Source organism: Giesbergeria anulus, assembly GCF_900111115.1.
GTDB classification, from domain to species: Bacteria; Pseudomonadota; Gammaproteobacteria; order Burkholderiales; family Burkholderiaceae_C; genus Simplicispira; species Simplicispira anulus.
This window is the reverse complement of the sequence record NZ_FOGD01000002.1, coordinates 1-19,085: the sequence shown is the minus strand read 5'-3', so window position 1 is coordinate 19,085 and position 19,085 is coordinate 1. Positions and strand designations below refer to the sequence as shown.

The following is a 19,085-nucleotide window of genomic DNA, read 5'->3' as shown; positions in this document are numbered from 1 at the left end:
GTCATGCCACCTTTTGGTTGGATGCCAAGAAATCTTGGGCAAAACGCTGGAGTACACCACCGGCTTTGTAAACTGACACTTCTTCTGCGGTGTCCAGACGACAGGTGACGGGCACATGCACCACATCACCATTTGGGCGTTGCACCACCAAGGTGAGGTCGGTGCGTGGCTCTAGCGCTCCTTCCACATCGAAAATTTCGCTACCATCGAGTTGCAACGAGATGCGGTTGGTGCCGGGTTTGAACTCCAGTGGCAAGGTGCCCATGCCGATCAAATTGGTACGGTGGATACGTTCAAAACTTTCAGCTACCACGGCTTCTACACCCGCCAAGCGTACGCCTTTGGCCGCCCAGTCGCGTGATGAGCCTTGACCATAATCGGCACCCGCAATGATGATGAGCGGTTGCTTGCGGTGAAGATAGGTCTCGATGGCTTCCCACATTCGCATCACCTGCCCTTCTGGCTCGACACGGGCCAGAGATCCGGCTCTGACTTTGCCGTCTGCATCGCGCACCATTTCATTTTGGAGCGTGGGATTAGCAAACGTGGCGCGCATGGCGGTCAGGTGGTCGCCCCGGTGGGTGGCGTAAGAGTTGAAATCCTCCTCTGGCAGCCCCATAGAAGCCAGATACTCACCGGCAGCCGAATTTGCCAAGATGGCATTGGATGGCGACAGGTGGTCGGTGGTGATGTTGTCTGGCAGGATAGCCAGTGGGCGCATACCCTTTAGGGTGCGCGGATGGGCCGCCAGCGCACCAATGCCCTCGGTGTCCCAATAAGGGGGGCGGCGGATATAGGTCGATGGTGCTCGCCAAGCGTACTGCGGGCTGACTTGCTCGCCATCGTTGGGGTGCAGCGCAAACATCGGTTCGTACACGGCGCGGTATTGCTCTGGTTTCACCGCCGCCTGCACCACGGCATCAATTTCTTCATCTGATGGCCAAATATCTTGGAGGCGGATTTCCCGGCCATTCATCAGCGCCAGCACATCGTTTTCAATATCGAAGCGGATGGTGCCAGCAATGGCGTAGGCTACAACCAGCGGCGGAGAGGCCAAAAAAGACTGTTTGGCGTAAGGGTGGATGCGGCCATCGAAGTTGCGGTTGCCCGACAGCACGGCGGTGGTGTACAGGTTCCGGTCAATGATCTCTTGTTGAATCTTTGGATGGAGTGCCCCCGACATACCATTGCAGGTGGTGCAGGCAAAACCGACAATGCCAAAGCCTAGCTTTTCCAGCTCGGTCAATAGCCCCGCCTGTTTCAAGTACAGCTCTACTGCCTTTGATCCCGGAGCCAACGAGGTTTTGACCCAAGGTTTGCGTACTAGCCCCAATTGGTTGGCATTGCGCGCCAGCAGGGCAGCGGCTATCACATTGCGTGGGTTGGAGGTATTGGTGCAACTGGTGATGGCGGCAATAATGACCGCACCATCGGGCATCAGGCCCTGTGCTTCTTGGCTGCGTGCGGTGTCTAGTCCCACGGCAATGCCACGCTCGGCCAGCGCAGCGCTGGGTAGGCGGCGGTGTGGGTTGGATGGCCCCGCCATATTGCGCACCACTGTAGACAGATCAAACCGTAGCACCCGCTCATAACGGGCGGTTTGCAGTGTGTCAGCCCAGAGTCCAGCGCTCTTGGCATAAGTCTCTACCAATGCAATTTGCGACGACTCCCGGCCTGTGAGTTGGAGGTACGCTAAGGTTTGCTCATCAATATAAAACAGTGCTGCGGTGGCACCGTACTCAGGGCACATATTGGAGATGGTGGCGCGGTCTCCAATGGTTAGGCTGCGTGCGCCATCGCCAAAAAACTCCAAATAGGCACCCACTACCTTTGCTTGGCGCAAGAACTCGGTCAGGGCCAGCACAATGTCGGTGGCCGTGATTGCGGGGGGGCATCGACCCGTCAGCTCTACGCCCACAATGTCGGGCAAGCGCATCCATGAAGCACGGCCTAACATCACGCTTTCTGCCTCTAGGCCGCCAACACCGATGGCAATCACGCCCAGCGCATCTATATGCGGGGTGTGGCTGTCAGTTCCTATACAGGTATCGGGAAAGGCAATGCCATCTCGAACCGCCACCACAGGTGACATCTTTTCGAGGTTGATCTGGTGCATGATGCCGTTGCCTGCCGCAATCACCTCCACGTTGGCAAAAGCTTTTTTCGTCCACTCGATAAAGTGAAAGCGGTCTTCGTTGCGGTGATCTTCAATGGCCCGATTTTTTTCGAAGGCATCGGGGTCAAAGCCGCCACATTCAACGGCCAGTGAATGATCGACAACCAACTGCACTGGCACTACCGGATTGACCTTGGCAGGGTCTCCTCCCTCTTTGGCAATGGCATCACGCAGGCCCGCCAGATCAACCAGTGCTGTTTGGCCCAAAATGTCGTGGCACACCACACGGACGGGGTACCAAGGAAAATCACGGTCACGGCGGCGCTCGATGAGCTGCTGTAAACATTCATCAAGAATTGACGGCGCGCAGCAACGCACCAAATTTTCTGCATGTACGCGAGCGGTGTAGGGCAGTTGCGCCCAAGCGCCAGATTGCAGAGCATCCACGGCAGTGCGGGCGTCAAAATAATCCAGTGCAGTACCGGGCAGGGGTTTGCGGTAGGGTGTGTTCATGGGGTGAGGTCAGGCGTTCAGTAACGTGCTTCAATCGGAACAAATACTTGATCTTCGGGGCCAACATAGTTGGCACTGGGGCGAATAATCTTGTTGTCGGTGCGCTGCTCAATCACATGGGCAGCCCAACCGCTGGTGCGTGCAATGACAAACAGAGGGGTGAACATGGCGGTAGGTATCCCCAGCATGTGGTAACTGACGGCACTGAACCAGTCCAAGTTCGGGAACATCTTTTTTTCTTCCCACATCACCGATTCCAGCCGCTGGGCAATGTCGTACATCTTGGTACTGCCTGCTTCCTCGGATAGGTGCTTGGCTACCCTCTTGATGATTTCATTGCGGGGGTCACTCACGGTATAGACGGGGTGGCCGAAACCGATCACCACTTCTTTGGCTTGCACCCGGCGGCGGATATCAGCCTCAGCCTCGTCTGGGTTGTCGTAGCGTTTCTGAATTTCAAAAGCCACCTCGTTAGCACCGCCATGCTTGGGGCCACGCAAGGCACCAATAGCACCCGCAATGCAAGAGTAGATGTCGCTGCCAGTGCCAGCAATGACACGCGCCGTGAAGGTACTGGCATTAAATTCATGCTCGGCGTAGAGATTGAGTGAGGTGTGCATTGCACGCACCCAGCTTTCGCTGGGTGTGTGACCATGCAACAGGTGCAGAAAATGGGCGCTGATAGAGTCATCATCGGTCTCGACGTCAATGCGTTTGCCTTGGGTGCTCCAGTGGTACCAGTACAGCAGCATGGAGCCGAGGGAGGCCAGCAGCCGGTCGGCAATATCGCGCGCCCCCGGCAGGTTGTGATCGTCTTTTTCAGGCAGCACGCAGCCCAAGGCCGAAACACCGGTGCGCATTACGTCCATTGGGTGGGCGCTGGCTGGCAGCTTTTCCAGTGCCTCCTTCACATTGACGGGCAGACCCCGCATGGCGCGCAACTTGGTTTTATAGGCTTTCAGTTCGGCACGGGTAGGCAGCTTGCCATGTACCAGCAGGTGAGCGATTTCTTCAAATTCGCACAGTTCGGCCAGATCGAGAATGTCATAGCCCCGGTAGTGCAGATCGTTGCCCGTGCGCCCCACAGTACACAGTGCCGTATTGCCAGCGGTAACACCTGACAGTGCCACCGATTTTTTGGGTTTGAAGGTGCTGCCTTCGGCATGGGGGGTGTTCATACGCTCGTCTCCTGGTGATGATTGGGGTTGTGAAGATTCGCAATTTACGCAAAATAAGGCTGCTTAGAAAGCACTGAAAAAGCAAATTCTTGTGAATGAAATCCATGCAAATTGCAAATTTTGCAAATAAAACGGTACTACTGGAGAGCGTATGAAGAAAACTTATATGGGGGTGCGGCTGCGTCGGTTACGGGCGCAGCGGGGCCTATCGCAGATCGCACTGGCCCAAACTTTGGGTATCTCTGCCAGCTATTTGAACCAGATCGAACAGAACCAGCGGCCACTGACCGTACAGGTGTTGCTCAAGATTCACCGGACGCTGGGCGTCGATATCCAACAATTCTCTGAAGATGAAGAGACGCGGCTGGTGGCAGCTATGCGTGAAGCCCTGGCTGATGCACAACAGCCGGTCACATTGCCTGAATTGCAGGAGGTGGCATCCCAAATGCCTGCCGTGGGGCGAGCGTTGGTGGCGTTGCATCAGCGCCATGCAGAAACCTTAGAGCGTTTGCAGGCCATGGCCGACTGGATCGGGGATGATCGCTCCGACATGGTGGCCCCTAGGGCAATGCCGTTTGAGCGGGTGCGTGATTTTTTCTTTGCCCAACAGAATTATTTTGATGCTTTAGACCGCAGCGCTGAGATGTTAGCCCTGGAGGCCAGCGCGCAGGGCCAACGCTTGGGCGATTGGCTCATGGAGCGCTTAGACGTCAAACACGGCATTCGGGTGGTCTATACCAACGGCACCACACAGAGCAGTAAACGTCACTACGATCCGCAGCAGCGCATTCTGTATCTTTCAGCTCTGCTCGAGCCAGGGCAGCAAGCCTTCCAATTGGGCACACAACTGGCCCTGCTCGAAGCTGGTACACAGATCAACGCCTTGATCCAAGCAGCTTCCCCTACTGAAGAGGTAGCTTTTAACCGTTTGGCCCGGATTGGACTGGCCAATTATTTTGCTGGCGCTTTGCTGCTGCCCTATAGCAACTTTCTGGGGGCGGCTGAATCCCTGCGTTACGACATTGATTTGTTGGGACAGCACTTCGGTGTGGGGTTGGAGACGGTTTGCCACCGTTTGAGCACTTTGCAGCGTCCGGGAGCACCAGGGGTGCCTTTTTTTCTGGTGCGGGTTGATCGTGCTGGCAATATCTCCAAACGGCAATCGGCAACGCATTTCCATTTCAGCCGCACTGGCGGTACCTGTCCGCTGTGGAATGTCTATGAGGCATTTGGGCAGCCGGGGCATATCCTGCGGCAACTGGCACAGATGCCCGATGGGCGCACATACCTTTGGATTGCCAGCACTGTTTCTGGAGGTCAGGGCGGTTATGGCGCACCACGCCGGACTTTCTCGATTGGGTTGGGATGCGACATTCGCCATGCACATAGGCTGGTCTATGCCAAAGGATTAGCCTTGAACGATCCCGATACGGCTATACCCATTGGCATGGGGTGTAAGGTCTGTGAGCGCGAAAGTTGCCTACAACGGGCCTTCCCTTTCATTGGTCGTCCGTTGGATGTCAATGAAAATCAGAGCCGATTTGCACCCTACAGATTTACGGTTTGACGGCAGTTTCGGCCCAAGAGCTTTTGGCTATGCGCTAAAGCACAGCTCAGTCAACCGTGGCCCCTGATGACTTGACAGCCGCTGACCATTTCTGAATGTCAGCGGCAATCATGGTCTTGAATTGCTCAGGGTTCATCGCCATCGGTTCAGCCCCCAAAGCCGCCAGTTTCTCTTTGGTTTCTGCGGAGTTCATGATCGCCTGCACCTCAGTGTTCATGCGGGCAGTGATGGCTGCTGGCAAACCAGCGGGAGCCAGCAAGCCGTACCACGGTGTGGCATCAAATCCCTTGATGCCGCTTTCGGCCAAAGTGGGCACCTGTGGGAACGTTGCCGAACGTTGGGCGCTGGTCACGGCCAGCACTTTGACTTTACCTGCCTTGACTTGGGGCATGATCGGCAACGGGTTTTCAAAGGCCATCGGAATCTGGCCGCCGACCAAATCGGTCACTACCGGGCCAGAGCCTTTGTAGGGGATATGCTGGATATGGCTGCCTGTGGCAGCATTGAACATCTCGCCAATGATGTGCTGGGGCGTACCAGAACCCGCCGAGCCAAAATTGAGTTTGCCTTCTTTGCCCTTGGCAATGACATCGGCCACTGAATTGAGGCCCGATTTTTCATGCACGGCCAAGACAAAGGAGGCGCGTGCTAATGGGGCTACTGGGGTGAAATCGGTGGCGGGCTTGTAGGGCAGCTTGGGGTACAGCGCGCCAGAAATCACAATCGGGCCACTGGAGGCCACCAAAAAGGTGTGCCCATCAGGCTTGGCCTTGCTGACAAAGTCAGTGCCGATGTTGCCACCGGCACCGGCGCGGTTGTCCACAATCACGCTCTGGCCTAGGCGCTTTTGCAGTTGCTGGGCCAGCAGTCGTGCCAACACATCGGTGGTGCCCCCTGGAGCGTAGGGCGAGACCAAAACGATGGGCTTGGACAGCCAAGCATCTTGCGCTTGTACTGCCGGAGCTAGTGCCAAGGAAGCCAGAGCCAAGACCGTGGCACGGCGTGTCAGTGAACAAACGGAAGATTGCATGGTAATTCCTTCTTTGAGCGGATAACGGGCATTGCAGGATAGCGGATAGAGCCAGCCACCGCCATCAACTGTTGATTTGCACCCACAACTTGTCCAGTCGCTTGATGCTGACCGGCTGTGGCGTGCGCAATTCTTGGGCAAAGAAGCTCACGCGCAATTCTTCTAGCAGCCAACGCAACTCCTGCATTCGGGCATCGACTTGCCCTTTGCGCTCGGCCACCAGCCGCCAATAGCGTTGCTCTTGCGGGCGTAACTCAGCCAGTTTGGTGGCATCGCGGGCCGGGTCGGCGCGGAACTTGTCCAGCCGCAAGGTGATGGCCTTGAGGTAGCGCGCAAAATGGGCCAATTGCGGCCACGGGGCCATCGCCAAAAAGTTTTTGGGCACCAAGCGTTGCAATTGCTGCGCCGCATCGGCAGTGGCCTCGGGTGCGCTTTTGGTGTCTTTGATTTTGCGTGCCGCCACGGCGTATTCGGCCAGAATGGTGCCTGCCAGCCGGGCTACTTCATTGGCAATCAGCGTCAGGCGGCCCCGGCCTTCGTCAATGCGGCGCTGAAACTCCGCCGCAGTAGTCGGCAATGGCTCTAGCAAGAATGCCCGATCCATCGCCACATCGATGATTTGGCTGCGCAGCTCTTCTTGGGTGCCCAGTGCCATATAGGCCACAGCCATTTTTTGCAGATCGGGGATGTTCTTTTCGAGGTATTTGAGCGCATCTTTGATTTGCAGCGCACACAAGCGGCGCAGGCCCAAACGGTGTTTGGCCGCCGCCACTTCCGGCTCATCAAACACTTCGATGGTCACGGCATCGCCGCCGTCGATCAGGGCCGGAAAACCGATCAGGGTTTGGCCGCGTCGGCCCATTTCCATTAGTTCGGGCAATTCACCAAACGTCCAAGCGGTGTAGCGCTGCTCGGCGTTGGCTGGGGCTGTGGTTGAACTTTGGCGGCCAGCGGTTTGTTCTGGTGGTGTGGGGGTCGCGTTGGCGTTGGTTTTCTTGGCCGTGGCGGGGCTGCTGGCCTCTGGCTCCGGGTTGGCCGCAGCGCCAGACTGGCTGGCCAGCTTTAACCCGGCCAGCGCTTGGAACGCACCACGCGCCTTGGCCCCCAGTTCGGCCTTGAGCGCGCCCAAATTGCGGCCATGCCCCAATTGGCGGCCATGCTCATCCACAATGCGGAAGTTCATAAACAGATGCGCAGGCACCATATCCAACTTGAAATCGGTGCGTTTGACATCCAATGAGGTTTCATCGCGCACCTGTTTGAGCAAGGCATCTACCAGCCCGATATGACCAATCCGATCCGGCGTACCGAGTAATTCGGCCAGCCGGGTAGCCGATTCAGGCAGCGGCACGAAGCGGCTGCGCGGGCGCTGTGGCAGGCTTTTGAGTAGGGCTTGGATTTTGTCCTTGAGCATCCCCGGCACCAGCCATTCGCAGCGCTCATCTTGAACCTGATTGAGCACAAACAGCGGCACGGCCACGGTCAGGCCGTCGCGTGGGTCGCCCGGCTCGTGCAAGTAGCTGGCAGCGCAATCGACGCCCCCCAGCCGCACGACACGTGGAAAGGCGCTGGTGGTAATGCCTGCCGCCTCGTGGCGCATCAGCTCGTCGCGTGAGAGTTTGAGCAGATCGGGGCGATTTTTGCTCTCAGCGCGGTACCACTGCTCAAAATTGCGACCGTTACACAGGTCTTGCGGAATCTGCTGGTCGTAAAAAGCAAAAATCAGCTCTTCATCTACCAACACATCTTGGCGGCGTGATTTGTGCTCTAGCTCCTCGACCTTGGCGATGAGCTTTTCATTGGCCTTGAGAAACGGCAGGCGCTTGTCCCAATCGATTGGCACTTCGCCCGCCACTAGCGCTTGGCGGATAAACATCTCGCGTGCGGCGTGGGGGTCAATTTTGTCGTAACCCATGCGCCGCCCGCTATAGACGACGATGCCATAGAGCGTAGCGCGCTCAAAGGCCACCACTTCGGCGGCTTTTTTCTCCCAGTGGGGGTCTAATAATTGTTTTTTCAGCAGGTGCGCGCCGACTTCTTCCAGCCATTGCGGCTCAATGGCGGCAATGCCCCGGCCAAACAGGCGCGTGGTTTCGACCAGCTCGGCACAGACAATCCAACGGCCCGGCTTTTTGCGCAGATGCGCACCCGGATGGCGATGGAACTTGATACCGCGTGCGCCCAAGTAAACATCTTCTTCCTCTGGCTTAAAGCCGATATTGCCCAGCAAGCCCGACAGCATGGACAGGTGCAACTGCTCATAGCTGGCCGGTTGTGGATTGAGCGTCCAGCCATGTTCAGCCACCACAGTGAGCAACTGGCTATGGACGTCGCGCCACTCGCGCACCCGGCGCACGTTGATAAAATTTTGCCGCAGCAATTGCTCGTATTGGCGGTTGCTCAGTTTGTGCGTCGGTGCCACGGCCACGGCGGGCGCATTTGCTGGCGCTGGGGCGGCTAGGCGCTGCGCTACCGGCAGCACCGCCTGCGATGGCCCCTTGCGCCGGGCTTGTATTTGCTGCACCCGCGCCGATGGCAAGGTGGGCGGTGTGCCGCCACGGGCTTGTTGCAGCCAGTTCCACAGTGTCAGGTAGCCGCTGAACTCGCTCTTGTCGTCATCAAACTTGGCGTGTTGTTGGTCGGCCTGTTGCTGCGCCTCCAAGGGGCGGTCGCGCACGTCTTGCAGGCTCAAGGCGCTGGCAATGATGAGCACCTCGTTCAAAGCGCCTCTGGCGCGGGCCTCCAAAATCATGCGGCCCACACGCGGGTCTAGCGGTAGCTTGACCAGCTCGCGGCCTGTAGGGGTGAGGTCGTTTTTCTCATCCACTGCGCCTAATTCGTTGAGCAACTGGTAGCCATCGGCAATGGCCCGGCCCGAAGGCGCATCAATGAACGGAAAATCCTCCACCACGCCCAAGTGCAAGGATTTCATGCGCAAAATCACCCCTGCCAGCGAACTGCGCAAAATTTCAGGGTCGGTAAAGCGCGGGCGGCCCGCAAAATCTTGCTCGTTGTACAGGCGGATGCAAATGCCGTTAGCCACGCGGCCACAACGGCCCGCCCGCTGATTCGCGGCGGCTTGGCTGATGGGTTCCACCAGCAACTGCTCGACTTTGCTGCGCAGGCTGTAGCGTTTCACACGCGCTGTGCCCGCGTCAATCACATAGCGGATGCCCGGCACCGTGAGTGAGGTTTCAGCCACATTGGTAGCCAAAATAATGCGCCGCCCGGTGTGGCCGTCAAAAATGCGGTCTTGCTCGGCTTGGCTGAGGCGGGCAAACAGCGGCAGTACCTCCGCGCTGCGTGTGACGGGATGGTGGGCCAAGTGTTTGCGCAGGTGGTCAGCGGCCTCGCGGATTTCGCGCTCGCCGGGCAAAAACACCAAAATATCCCCACCGGCATTGCCTTGCCAGAGTTCATCCACGCCATCGGCAATGGCATCGTTGAGGCTGTAATCGCGGCTTTCTTCAAAAGGCCGCCAGCGTTGCTCTACCGGAAAGGTACGCCCCGACACCATGATGACTGGCGCTGGCCCCTTGGCACTGGCAAAGTGCTTGGCAAAACGGTCGGCGTCAATGGTGGCCGATGTGACCACCACCTTGAGATCAGGCCGACGCGGCAAAATTTGCCGGATATAGCCCAGCAAAAAATCAATGTTCAGGCTGCGCTCATGCGCCTCATCAATGATGAGGGTGTCGTAGGCTTTGAGCAGCGGGTCGGTTTGCGTTTCGGCCAGCAAAATACCGTCGGTCATCAGCTTGACCGAGGCATCGCGACTCAGGCGGTCTTGAAAGCGCACCTTGTAGCCGACCACATCGCCTAGTGGCGTGTTGAGCTCTTCGGCAATGCGCTTGGCGACGCTGCTGGCAGCAATGCGCCGGGGCTGGGTATGCCCAATGAGCTGGCCTTTTTGGCCGGGCGGTGCATTGAGTTTGCCCCGGCCCAAAGCGAGGGCGATTTTGGGCAACTGCGTGGTTTTGCCCGAGCCGGTCTCGCCGCAGACGATGATGACTTGGTGCTGCTGTAAGGCAGCCATGATCTCGTCGCGCCGGGCTGATACCGGCAGTGACTCAGGGAAGGTGATTTTCAGGGGGGAGGCGGGGGTGCAAGCGGTCAAGGCAGCGACTTTTTAGAGAATCGCTAATTATCCCAGCCCGCAAAGAACTCAGGGAGTAAAGCATTCCACCGCCTGCCGCACCAAGCTAGCCAGCTGTGCCGGGGGGCGATCATTCGTCTGGGTATGCAGCAAGGGTAGGCCGCTGGCGCTGCGGCCCGGTGTTGTGGCCCATCTAGCCCAAGCCCGTGGCCCGGCCTGAAAACCCCGATCTGGAAACGGGGCTTGCCATGCATCCACGCTGGCATCAGTGGCATGGTGCGGCGCAGGCGGTTCATCCCATACCCACTGTCCTAGGCAGCGTCCGGGCCACCATTCAGGCAGTAATGTCAGTACGTTGGGTGTGTGGCTAGGCACCACCAGCACCAGTTGTTCGATTTTGAGGCGTTGCAGCCATTCAGATAACACTTGGCTGTGTTGTTTTGGGGTGTGCCAGCGCTCTTTTTTCGGCTTGTCGCTGCGGCCAAAGCCGATCAGATCGGGCACCAGCACGCGCTGGCCTAGGGCGGTCAGGGCGGGCAGCAAATGGCGATAGCTATAGCCCCAGTGCTGTGGCCCATGCAGGCACAGCCAAGTGATGGCGGCGTCGGGCGGGCCTTCGTCCAGATAATGCAAGCGCAGTCCGGCCAGTGCGGGCAAATCACTACAGTAGTGGGCTGCCCAAGGCCAATCGGGCAAACGGGCAAAACGTGCATCCGGGGTGCGCAAGGCGTCATCGCGCAAGGGGTGGGCGGCGAGGGCCGCAGCACGCTGCTGCTGGCGACGCTGGCGGAAAAATTCTCCCAACAATTGCGCGCAGTCTTGCGCTAACACACCGCCTTGCACTTGGGTCTGGTGGTTGAGCTGGGGCTGGGCAAATAAATCCAGCACCGAGCCAGCGACGCCAGTTTTGGCGTCTGCGGCACCAAACACCACGCGGGGCAGGCGTGCGTGCAGCATGGCCCCGCTGCACATAGCGCAGGGTTCTAGCGTGACATACAGGGTGCAATCTTCCAGCCGGTAGTTGCCCAACTGCTGCGCCGCAGCGCGCAGGGCAACAATCTCGGCATGGGCGGTGGGGTCGTGGCCCGCCACCGGCCCATTGCGCCCGGTGGCAATCAACTGGCCCGCCCGCACCACCACCGCCCCCACTGGTACCTCGCCCGCCTGCGCAGCGGCTTGCGCCTGCTCTAGCGCTAGCCGCATCCAGTAGGCGTCATCAGGTGCTTGCATGGTTTATTTGGTGTCGTCGGGTAGGACGCGGGGCTGCTGCATCAGCGCATCGACGGTCTGCTTGACTTGCTGCACCTGTTGGGCGGGTGGCGCAGCATGGCCCATATTGGCACCAGGGGCGACGCCGGGTGCAGTGGGCAACCCGGATACGGCGCTGTGGGAGCCGGACAACTGCTGACGTGCCAGCAAGCCAACCACGGCCAGCGCCAGCACCAAGGCCACGATAGTAAAAAGGGTACGCATAGTTCAAATTTTTGAGATGAGACATCCTAGCCGCCCTAACGGCAGCGGTTGCTGTGTGGGTCTGCTGCGGCTGGTGTTAGATTTTTTAAGTATGAATTAAGAGAAATATATTCTTTTGGGTTTTAAAGAGTGCGCCGCAGAATCAACCATATGGCAACCTTCCCGAGACTGCAAGCGTGACTTCCCGTACCTCCACCATCATCGTTCCGGGCTGGCGCGACTCAGGCCCCGGCCATTGGCAAACCCTGTGGGCGCAGCGCTTGGATGGTGCCTCGCGTGTGGTGCAAGACGACTGGATCACCCCATCGCGCACGGCGTGGGTCGGGCAACTAGAAAAAACCGTGCTGGCCGCACCGCATCCGGTAGTGCTGGTAGCGCACAGCCTAGGCTGCATCGCCAGCATCCATATCGGGGCCGAAGCCGCAGCACGGGTGCGTGGGGCGTTGTTGGTGGCCCCAGCTGATCCAGAGCGGCGTGCTATCTTGAGCGATTTTGCCCCGGTGCCCTATGCGCCACTGCCCTACCGCAGCATTGTGGTGGCTAGCAGCAACGATCCCTACTGCCCGATTCGTTTGGCCGGTGCCTATGCCCGTGCTTGGGGTAGCGAGTTTGTGCGCCTGCAAAACGCGGGTCATATCAACATTGAGTCGGGTTATGGCGAGTGGCCGTTGGGCATGGCCTTGTTGCAATCGCTCACCGGAGAGCTCGATTGGGGCGGTAGCTCTGCGGTGTCCACTGCGTGTGGGTAAGCATCCTTTATATTCTTTTTGATAGATAAATTAACAAGAATATGTTCTTTTGGTTTTGAGGGTGGCTGCGGCAAAATCGTGCCATCTTGTCTGTTTTGTTTTTCCTGTGAGTGCAACCATGACCTCTTTCCAACTCAAGTCCCTTTTGGCGGCAGCCGCGCTGGCGGTCGGTGGCATGGCCTCGGCACAGACAACGCTGCTCAACGCCTCGTACGATGTAGCACGCGAGTTTTACAAAGACTACAACCCGGCCTTTGTGGCCCACTACAAAAAAACCACCGGCAAGGACGTCAAAATTGACCAAGCCCACGGTGGCTCTAGCGCCCAAGCGCGGGCGGTGAACGATGGTTTGGCCGCTGATGTCGTCACCATGAACACCACGACTGACATCGAGTTTCTGGCCGCCAATGGCGTCGTAGCCAAAGACTGGGCGAAAAAATTTCCGCACGATGCCTCGCCCACCACCTCCACCATGCTGTTTTTGGTGCGCAATGGCAACCCCAAAAATATCAAAGATTGGGATGACCTGACCAAGCCCGGTGTGCAAGTGATTGTGGTCAACCCCAAAACCGGCGGCAATGGCCGCTATGCCTATCTGGCTGCTTGGGGTGCCGTGCGTGAAAAGGGCGGCACCGATGCCCAAGCGGCGGAGTTTGTGAGCAAACTGTATAAAAACGTGCCGGTGCTGGGTAAGGGCGGGCGCGATGCTACGGCCATTTTCTTGCAACGCAACATTGGCGATGTGCTCATCACCTTTGAATCCGAAGTGCTGTCCATTGACCGCGAGTTTGGTGCGGGCAAGGTGGATGCCGTTTACCCATCCGCCAGTATCGTTGCAGAAAACCCAGTGGCTGTCGTCGAGCGCACGGTAGCCAAGAAGGGCACGGGCGATGTGGCTAAAGCCTATCTGAACTATCTCTACTCAGACGAAGCGCAAGAAATCGCCGCCAAACACGCGCTGCGCCCCCGCTCTGAAACCGTGCTTAAAAAGCACGCCACCACGTTCAAGCCGCTCAAGCAGTTCACGGTAGCCAAGTATTTTGGCTCTTTGGGTGAAGCGCAAAAAGTCCACTTTAACGACGGCGGCCAGTTCGACAAGCTCTACACGCCCGGCGCTAAATAAGCTATGAACACTGCCACGTCTTCCGCACCGCTGGGTGCGGCGGGGGCTGCTGCGCCCCGCCGTACATCTGGCAAAGCCAAACGGGTGCTGCCCGGCTTTGGCCTGACCCTAGGCTACACACTTTTTTATCTCAGCATCATTGTGCTGATCCCGCTGTCGGCGCTGCTGTTCAAAACCTTCACCCTCACTTGGCCCCAATTTTGGGAAGCCATCAGTTCGCCCCGCGTTGTGGCCTCTTACCAGCTCACCTTTGGGGCTTCGCTGCTGGCGGCACTGGTCAATCTGGTGTTTGGCCTGCTGATTGCTTGGGTGCTGGTGCGCTACCCGTTTCCGGGTAAAAAAATCGTCGATGCGCTGGTTGATTTGCCTTTTGCCCTGCCCACGGCGGTGGCGGGTATCTCGCTCACAGCGCTGTTGGCAGGCAATGGCTGGGTGGGCCAGTATCTGGAGCCACTGGGTATCCAGTTGGCCTTCAAACCGGCAGGTATTGTGATTGCACTGATCTTTATTGGCCTGCCGTTTGTTGTGCGTACCGTGCAGCCGGTGCTCGAAGACGCAGAAAAAGAACTCGAAGAAGCCGCCACCAGTCTGGGTGCTACGCGCTGGCAGATTTTTTACAAAGTGATTTTGCCCACCGTGACCCCAGCGCTGATGACCGGCTTTGCCATGGCCTTTGCCCGTGCAGTAGGGGAATATGGTTCCGTGATCTTTATTGCAGGCAATATGCCCATGATCTCGGAGATCACGCCGCTCATCATCATCGGTAAGCTAGAGCAGTACGACTACGCTGGTGCCACCGCCGTGGCGGTGGTGATGTTGGTCATCTCGTTCACCTTGTTGCTCGTTATCAATGCGCTGCAAGCTTGGCAGCGCCGCCACGCCGGAGCCCCCGCATGAGTGCCGCCCCTACCCGTACCGTGCGCCGCGCCAAGGCGGGCACCACCGAAGCCGCTTGGGTGCGCTATACGCTCATCAGCGTGGCGCTGGCCTTTGTGCTGCTGTTTTTGGTGTTGCCGTTGGCGGCAGTGTTTACCGAAGCCCTGCGCAAAGGCTTTGGTGCCTATTTTGCGGGCCTGACCGAGCCGGATGCCTGGTCAGCCATTAAGCTCACTTTGATTGCAGCGGCCATTGCCCTCCCGCTCAATTTGGTGTTTGGCGTCGCGGCAGCGTGGTGCATTGCCAAGTACGAATTCAAAGGCAAGGCGTTTTTAACCACGCTGGTCGATCTGCCGTTTTCAGTCTCGCCGGTGGTGGCCGGGCTGGTCTATGTGCTGATGTTTGGTGCCCAAGGCTGGATTGGCCCGTGGTTGCAAGAGCACGATATCAAAATCATCTTTGCGGTGCCGGGCATTGTGTTGGCGACCATCTTTGTCACCTTCCCGTTCATTGCCCGCGAGTTGATCCCGCTGATGCAGGCCCAAGGCAACGATGAAGAGCAAGCCGCCATTGTGCTGGGGGCCAGCGGCTGGCAGACCTTTTGGTATGTCACCCTGCCCAACATCAAATGGGGGCTGCTGTATGGCGTGATTTTGTGCAATGCCCGTGCCATGGGCGAGTTTGGCGCGGTATCGGTGGTCTCGGGCCATATCCGGGGCCAGACCAACACCCTGCCCTTGCATGTTGAAATTTTGTACAACGAGTACCAATCGGTAGCGGCCTTTGCTGCGGCCTCCCTGCTGGCGCTGCTGGCGTTGATTACCTTGGTCATCAAATCCGTGGCCGAATGGCGCAACGAGCAGGCCATGAAAGCAGCGGCAGAACTGCCCCCTGAGCGGCCCACACCGGCCACAGCCCCGACGGCGCGCTGAAAGAGAACCCACCATGAGCATTGAAATCCGCAATATCAGCAAGCAGTTTGGCACCTTTCAAGCCCTGCGCGACGTCAGCTTAGACATCGAGTCCGGCGAGCTGATCGCCCTGCTGGGGCCGTCAGGTTGTGGCAAAACCACTTTGCTGCGCATCATTGCCGGGCTAGAAACGCCCGATGTTGGCACCATCCATTTTTCGGGTGAAGACACCACCGATGTCCATGTGCGCGACCGGGGCGTGGGCTTTGTGTTCCAGCACTATGCGCTGTTTCGGCACATGACGGTGTTTGAGAACGTCGCCTTTGGCCTGCGCGTCAAGCCACGCAACGAGCGCCCCAGCGAAGCGCAGATCAAGAAAAAAGTCACCGATCTGCTTAAGCTGGTGCAACTCGATTGGATTGCCGACCGCTACCCCTCGCAGCTCTCTGGCGGCCAACGCCAGCGTATTGCTCTGGCCCGTGCTTTGGCGGTAGAACCCAAGGTGCTGCTGCTTGATGAGCCTTTTGGTGCCCTCGATGCCAAGGTGCGCAAAGAATTGCGCCGCTGGCTGCGCCGCCTGCACGATGAGCTGCACGTCACCAGCATCTTTGTGACGCACGACCAAGAAGAAGCGCTAGAAGTGGCTGACCGCGTGGTGGTGATTAACCAAGGAAAAATCGAACAAAGCGGCTCGCCGCAAGAAGTCTGGGAGCACCCTGCGAGTCCGTTTGTCTATGGCTTTTTGGGCGATGTGAACCTGTTTCATGGCCGCGCCCATGAGGGGCTGGTGCATTTGGAGGGCATGGAACTCGATTCACCAGAGCACAGCGCGGCGCAAAATGCCAAGGCGTTTGCCTATGTGCGGCCACATGATTTGGATGTGGAGCGTTACGCCGTTGGCGCTGGGCTGGATGCGCAGGGCCGCCCACGGGGCATTGTGGCGCAACTAAGCCGGGCCATTGTGGTCGGGCCGATTGCCCGGCTGGAACTTATTCCGGTGGACGATGCCAAACCCGCAGACAATGCAGCCCCCGAAGCCTTGATTGAAGCGCAAATCCCAGCGCAACAGTTCAAAGAGATGGGCCTGCGTGAAGGCGAGACGCTGGTGGTCACTCCCCGGCGTGCGCGTGTTTTTCTAGATCAAGCTGCCAATATCTGAGTTTGCTGCCATGCTGGGCGGCCCAGTGGCAGCCACAAGGATGGATATGGTATTTTTGAACTGCTTGGCTGGGCTTTCCCGCCGCGTGCTGCTGCTAACGGCAGCCACCTGTGTGGCTATGCTCGCTTTTGGTGCTTATTTGCAGCATGGCTTAGGGCTGGAGCCTTGCCCGATGTGTATCGTGCAACGCTATGCGCTGCTGCTGGTGGCTATCACCACCGGCATCGCCAGCTTGCGTGAGGGCCGAGGCTGGCAGATGGGCTGGTCGGTGGCGGGCTTGCTGGCCGCTGATTTTGGAGCCTTTACCGCTGCGCGCCAAAGCTGGTTGCAATGGTATCCCCCAGAGGTAGCCACCTGTGGCCGCGACTTTTACGGCATGATCGAAAACTACCCCATCAGCCGCGCCTTGCCCATGATTTTCCGAGGCTCCGGCGATTGCACCGCCATCGACTGGACATTTTTGGGCGGCTCCATTGCCAACTGGTCATTTGTGGCTTTTGCCAGCTTCAGCGTGGTATTGACGGCGCTGCTCGTGGCCTTGCTGCGCCGCAATAGCCGCGTTACGGCTTCTTAATCAGGGACGCTGCGCCGCTCTTTGGCACAGCATCCCTTAGAGCGCAAGGCTAGGTTTCATTGATATACCCTTGCTCCAGCGCCCCAGCTTGGTTTTCAAAGATAGCCATTGCAGTACTCATGCGTTTAAACCCCAGCTTCTGGTAAAACGACTCCTTGCCGGGTACCGAGTAAAGAATAATCTTCTTGTGCCCTCTGGATAACTCCAGCAGTTTGGCAACGATCTGCTTTCCAAGGCCAAGACCTTGATGGCTGGGAAGCAGCGCGACGTCGCAGATGTATGAGCAGTCGGCTCCATCAGCCAGTGCTCTCCCTGCGCCAATTAGTTTTCCATCTTCGTAGACGAAACATTTGAAAATGCTGTTCGTGAATGCTGTCTTTAGCCCACTCGGATTTTTATTTCTGAGAGGTGCGGAATGGTAAAGGGCAGCAAGTTCATTCCAGTCGATGTCTTCGATTGAATGTGACCAAATGAGCGGCACGGTGTGCTCCTATGAAACCTAATGAAATAAAGCAAGTAGTAACTGCAAGCTGTTTGTTAGAGCATGGCGTTAAACCGAATTTTTTCCATCTATGATGCGATTGAGCACTGCTGGTGCAATGAGTCTGTGCAGTGGCGTGACCGGAAACATATAAATCCGCCCCCACAGATTATGGATATGAACCACTGTTGTCACTGAGATGGACTGAATGCCGCTTCGATCAAGCGGATTTTTGTAGACAGACAGCACAACATCCAGATGTTTGTCGCGATCTCCAAGCAGTGCCTCATTAGGTGAATTGGAAATAAGTGTAAAGATGCCGACACGATCACCTGACGTATAAGTTGACGCTGGTTTTGAGAGATTCAAATTTCCGAGATCACCAAGATCCTTTAAGCCGAAAAATCGAACGATCTTGTTTCGCAACGTCATGAGCAAATTAACCCAAGATGGGGTATTTGCCAGAGCAGTTAAAAAATAGTTGAGTGCCGTGGGCGTAGTGTCGTGAACAGAAATAACGTAGGAATCGTGAAAATATGCACCGGATAGTCGTGCATTGATTGCACTTTCTGGAGGTACATCGGAGAGTATGGCGCGTGGTTTCATTGCAGTCTAACGTTGAAAGTAAGCTGTCTGCCGAAGGTGGGTCGGCTTGACTACTAGGTTAGAGCGTGTTGTGAACTCCCAGCGGTAGCCAATATCCGGGTCGCTGCTGGCAGCATCAGTATTACAAAGACCAGAAAGTGCAACCCACCCAACACCTGTGGCAACCGCTCGTAGTCCCTGGCCAACCGGCGAAACCTCGCCAGCCATCCAAAGCTGTGCTCGACCACCCAGCTCCTAGGCAGCAGTACAAAGCCCTTCTTCGCCTCTGGCAACTTGACCACTTCCAACTGCACACCATGCGTTTGGGCATCACTGCGGGCCTTCTCCCCTGTATAGCCCTGATCAGCCCACGCTAACTTCACCGTCTCCCCAGTGACCTCTTGCACGGCTTCACACAGCACCTGCACCTGCGCACGCTCTTGCTCATCGGCAGGTGTCACATGCAAAGCCAGCAAATGCCCCAACGTATCGACTGCCATATGTACCTTGCTGCCACGCCTGCGCTTGTAGCCGTCATAACCGGCCCGAGGGCCACTCTCACAGCTCGACTGCAAAGTGCGTCCGTCCAGAATCACGGCGCTGGGCTGGCCTTGTCTACCTTGGGCGACGCCAATGATGGAGCGTAGATCCGAG

The 19,085-nt window shown here is 57.6% G+C and carries 16 protein-coding genes; 7 read left to right on the top strand and 9 right to left on the bottom strand.

Translation table 11 applies throughout. The features are described from left to right. Position 1: 1 nt before the first annotated feature. Both acnD and prpC read right to left on the bottom strand, forming a co-directional pair. Complete coding sequence (gene acnD / locus BMX55_RS03985; protein ID WP_091453269.1) at positions 2-2,629, bottom strand: Fe/S-dependent 2-methylisocitrate dehydratase AcnD; 2,628 nt, start codon at positions 2,627-2,629, stop codon at positions 2-4. A gap of 17 nt (positions 2,630-2,646) precedes the next feature. Then, positions 2,647-3,807, bottom strand: a complete 1,161-nt coding sequence (prpC, locus tag BMX55_RS03980) for a bifunctional 2-methylcitrate synthase/citrate synthase (protein WP_091453266.1) — start codon at positions 3,805-3,807, stop codon at positions 2,647-2,649. A 151-nt stretch (positions 3,808-3,958) separates the two neighbouring features. On the opposite strand from prpC, the gene BMX55_RS03975 reads away from it, so the two are divergent. Then, positions 3,959-5,374, top strand: a complete 1,416-nt coding sequence (locus tag BMX55_RS03975; RefSeq protein WP_091453262.1) for a short-chain fatty acyl-CoA regulator family protein — start codon at positions 3,959-3,961, stop codon at positions 5,372-5,374. A gap of 46 nt (positions 5,375-5,420) precedes the next feature. Here the strand turns inward: BMX55_RS03975 and BMX55_RS03970 are convergent, their stop codons facing one another. The 4 genes from BMX55_RS03970 to BMX55_RS03955 form a co-directional block, all read right to left on the bottom strand. After that, on the bottom strand, positions 5,421-6,404 hold the full coding sequence (locus BMX55_RS03970; RefSeq protein ID WP_177172816.1) for a Bug family tripartite tricarboxylate transporter substrate binding protein: 984 nt from the start codon (positions 6,402-6,404) through the stop codon (positions 5,421-5,423). A gap of 64 nt (positions 6,405-6,468) precedes the next feature. Continuing rightward, complete coding sequence (gene hrpA / locus BMX55_RS03965) at positions 6,469-10,440, bottom strand: ATP-dependent RNA helicase HrpA (RefSeq protein ID WP_245751307.1); 3,972 nt, start codon at positions 10,438-10,440, stop codon at positions 6,469-6,471. 129 nt (positions 10,441-10,569) lie between these two features. Beyond that, positions 10,570-11,730, bottom strand: coding sequence for a tRNA adenosine(34) deaminase TadA (tadA, locus tag BMX55_RS03960; protein ID WP_091453256.1), 1,161 nt, complete (start codon positions 11,728-11,730; stop codon positions 10,570-10,572). Between the two features lie 3 nt (positions 11,731-11,733). Beyond that, positions 11,734-11,973, bottom strand: coding sequence for a hypothetical protein (locus tag BMX55_RS03955; RefSeq protein WP_091453253.1), 240 nt, complete (start codon positions 11,971-11,973; stop codon positions 11,734-11,736). Positions 11,974-12,149: 176 nt separating this feature from the next. Between BMX55_RS03955 and BMX55_RS03950 the strand changes: the two genes are divergently transcribed. The 6 genes from BMX55_RS03950 to BMX55_RS03925 all read left to right on the top strand — a co-directional run bounded on the left by BMX55_RS03950 (position 12,150) and on the right by BMX55_RS03925 (position 17,365). Next, on the top strand, positions 12,150-12,722 hold the full coding sequence (locus tag BMX55_RS03950; protein ID WP_091453251.1) for an RBBP9/YdeN family alpha/beta hydrolase: 573 nt from the start codon (positions 12,150-12,152) through the stop codon (positions 12,720-12,722). 118 nt (positions 12,723-12,840) lie between these two features. After that, positions 12,841-13,845, top strand: coding sequence for a sulfate ABC transporter substrate-binding protein (locus BMX55_RS03945; protein WP_091453248.1), 1,005 nt, complete (start codon positions 12,841-12,843; stop codon positions 13,843-13,845). Positions 13,846-13,848: 3 nt separating this feature from the next. Then, entirely contained in the window at positions 13,849-14,742 is an 894-nt protein-coding gene (gene cysT / locus BMX55_RS03940; protein ID WP_091453245.1) for a sulfate ABC transporter permease subunit CysT, read from the top strand. Further along, positions 14,739-15,653: a sulfate ABC transporter permease subunit CysW gene (cysW, locus tag BMX55_RS03935; RefSeq protein ID WP_091453242.1), complete on the top strand. Its 915-nt coding sequence runs from the start codon at positions 14,739-14,741 to the stop codon at positions 15,651-15,653. Before cysT ends, cysW begins: the two co-directional genes overlap by 4 nt. A gap of 13 nt (positions 15,654-15,666) precedes the next feature. Further along, positions 15,667-16,791: a sulfate/molybdate ABC transporter ATP-binding protein gene (locus tag BMX55_RS03930; RefSeq protein WP_091453240.1), complete on the top strand. Its 1,125-nt coding sequence runs from the start codon at positions 15,667-15,669 to the stop codon at positions 16,789-16,791. A gap of 46 nt (positions 16,792-16,837) precedes the next feature. Continuing rightward, positions 16,838-17,365, top strand: coding sequence for a disulfide bond formation protein B (locus BMX55_RS03925; protein WP_091454776.1), 528 nt, complete (start codon positions 16,838-16,840; stop codon positions 17,363-17,365). Between the two features lie 49 nt (positions 17,366-17,414). Here BMX55_RS03925 and BMX55_RS03920 read toward each other — a convergent pair whose 3' ends face one another. From BMX55_RS03920 to BMX55_RS03910, 3 genes are all read right to left on the bottom strand, one after another. After that, positions 17,415-17,846 (bottom strand): GNAT family N-acetyltransferase, encoded by a 432-nt coding sequence (locus BMX55_RS03920; protein ID WP_091453238.1) that lies wholly within the window; start codon positions 17,844-17,846, stop codon positions 17,415-17,417. Between the two features lie 69 nt (positions 17,847-17,915). Continuing rightward, positions 17,916-18,452 carry a DUF2867 domain-containing protein gene (locus tag BMX55_RS03915; protein ID WP_091453236.1) on the bottom strand — a complete coding sequence of 179 codons (537 nt, stop codon included), beginning with the start codon at positions 18,450-18,452 and terminating at the stop codon, positions 17,916-17,918. Positions 18,453-18,505: 53 nt separating this feature from the next. Next, positions 18,506-19,085, bottom strand: a 580-nt coding sequence (locus tag BMX55_RS03910; RefSeq protein WP_091453231.1) for a transposase, incomplete at its 5' end; no start/stop codon positions are given.

Excerpts from the sequence above, each read along its gene's own strand:
- BMX55_RS03955 (WP_091453253.1), bottom strand. The coding sequence starts at position 11,973 with ATGCGTACCCTTTTTACTATCGTGGCCTTGGTGCTGGCGCTGGCCGTG.
- tadA (WP_091453256.1), bottom strand. The coding sequence starts at position 11,730 with ATGCAAGCACCTGATGACGCCTACTGGATGCGGCTAGCGCTAGAGCAG.
- BMX55_RS03975 (WP_091453262.1), top strand. The coding sequence starts at position 3,959 with ATGAAGAAAACTTATATGGGGGTGCGGCTGCGTCGGTTACGGGCGCAG.
- BMX55_RS03930 (WP_091453240.1), top strand. The coding sequence starts at position 15,667 with ATGAGCATTGAAATCCGCAATATCAGCAAGCAGTTTGGCACCTTTCAA.
- BMX55_RS03915 (WP_091453236.1), bottom strand. The coding sequence starts at position 18,452 with ATGAAACCACGCGCCATACTCTCCGATGTACCTCCAGAAAGTGCAATC.
- cysT (WP_091453245.1), top strand. The coding sequence starts at position 13,849 with ATGAACACTGCCACGTCTTCCGCACCGCTGGGTGCGGCGGGGGCTGCT.
- acnD (WP_091453269.1), bottom strand. The coding sequence starts at position 2,629 with ATGAACACACCCTACCGCAAACCCCTGCCCGGTACTGCACTGGATTAT.
- BMX55_RS03970 (WP_177172816.1), bottom strand. The coding sequence starts at position 6,404 with ATGCAATCTTCCGTTTGTTCACTGACACGCCGTGCCACGGTCTTGGCT.
- hrpA (WP_245751307.1), bottom strand. The coding sequence starts at position 10,440 with ATGGCTGCCTTACAGCAGCACCAAGTCATCATCGTCTGCGGCGAGACC.
- BMX55_RS03925 (WP_091454776.1), top strand. The coding sequence starts at position 16,838 with ATGGTATTTTTGAACTGCTTGGCTGGGCTTTCCCGCCGCGTGCTGCTG.
- prpC (WP_091453266.1), bottom strand. The coding sequence starts at position 3,807 with ATGAACACCCCCCATGCCGAAGGCAGCACCTTCAAACCCAAAAAATCG.
- cysW (WP_091453242.1), top strand. The coding sequence starts at position 14,739 with ATGAGTGCCGCCCCTACCCGTACCGTGCGCCGCGCCAAGGCGGGCACC.
- BMX55_RS03945 (WP_091453248.1), top strand. The coding sequence starts at position 12,841 with ATGACCTCTTTCCAACTCAAGTCCCTTTTGGCGGCAGCCGCGCTGGCG.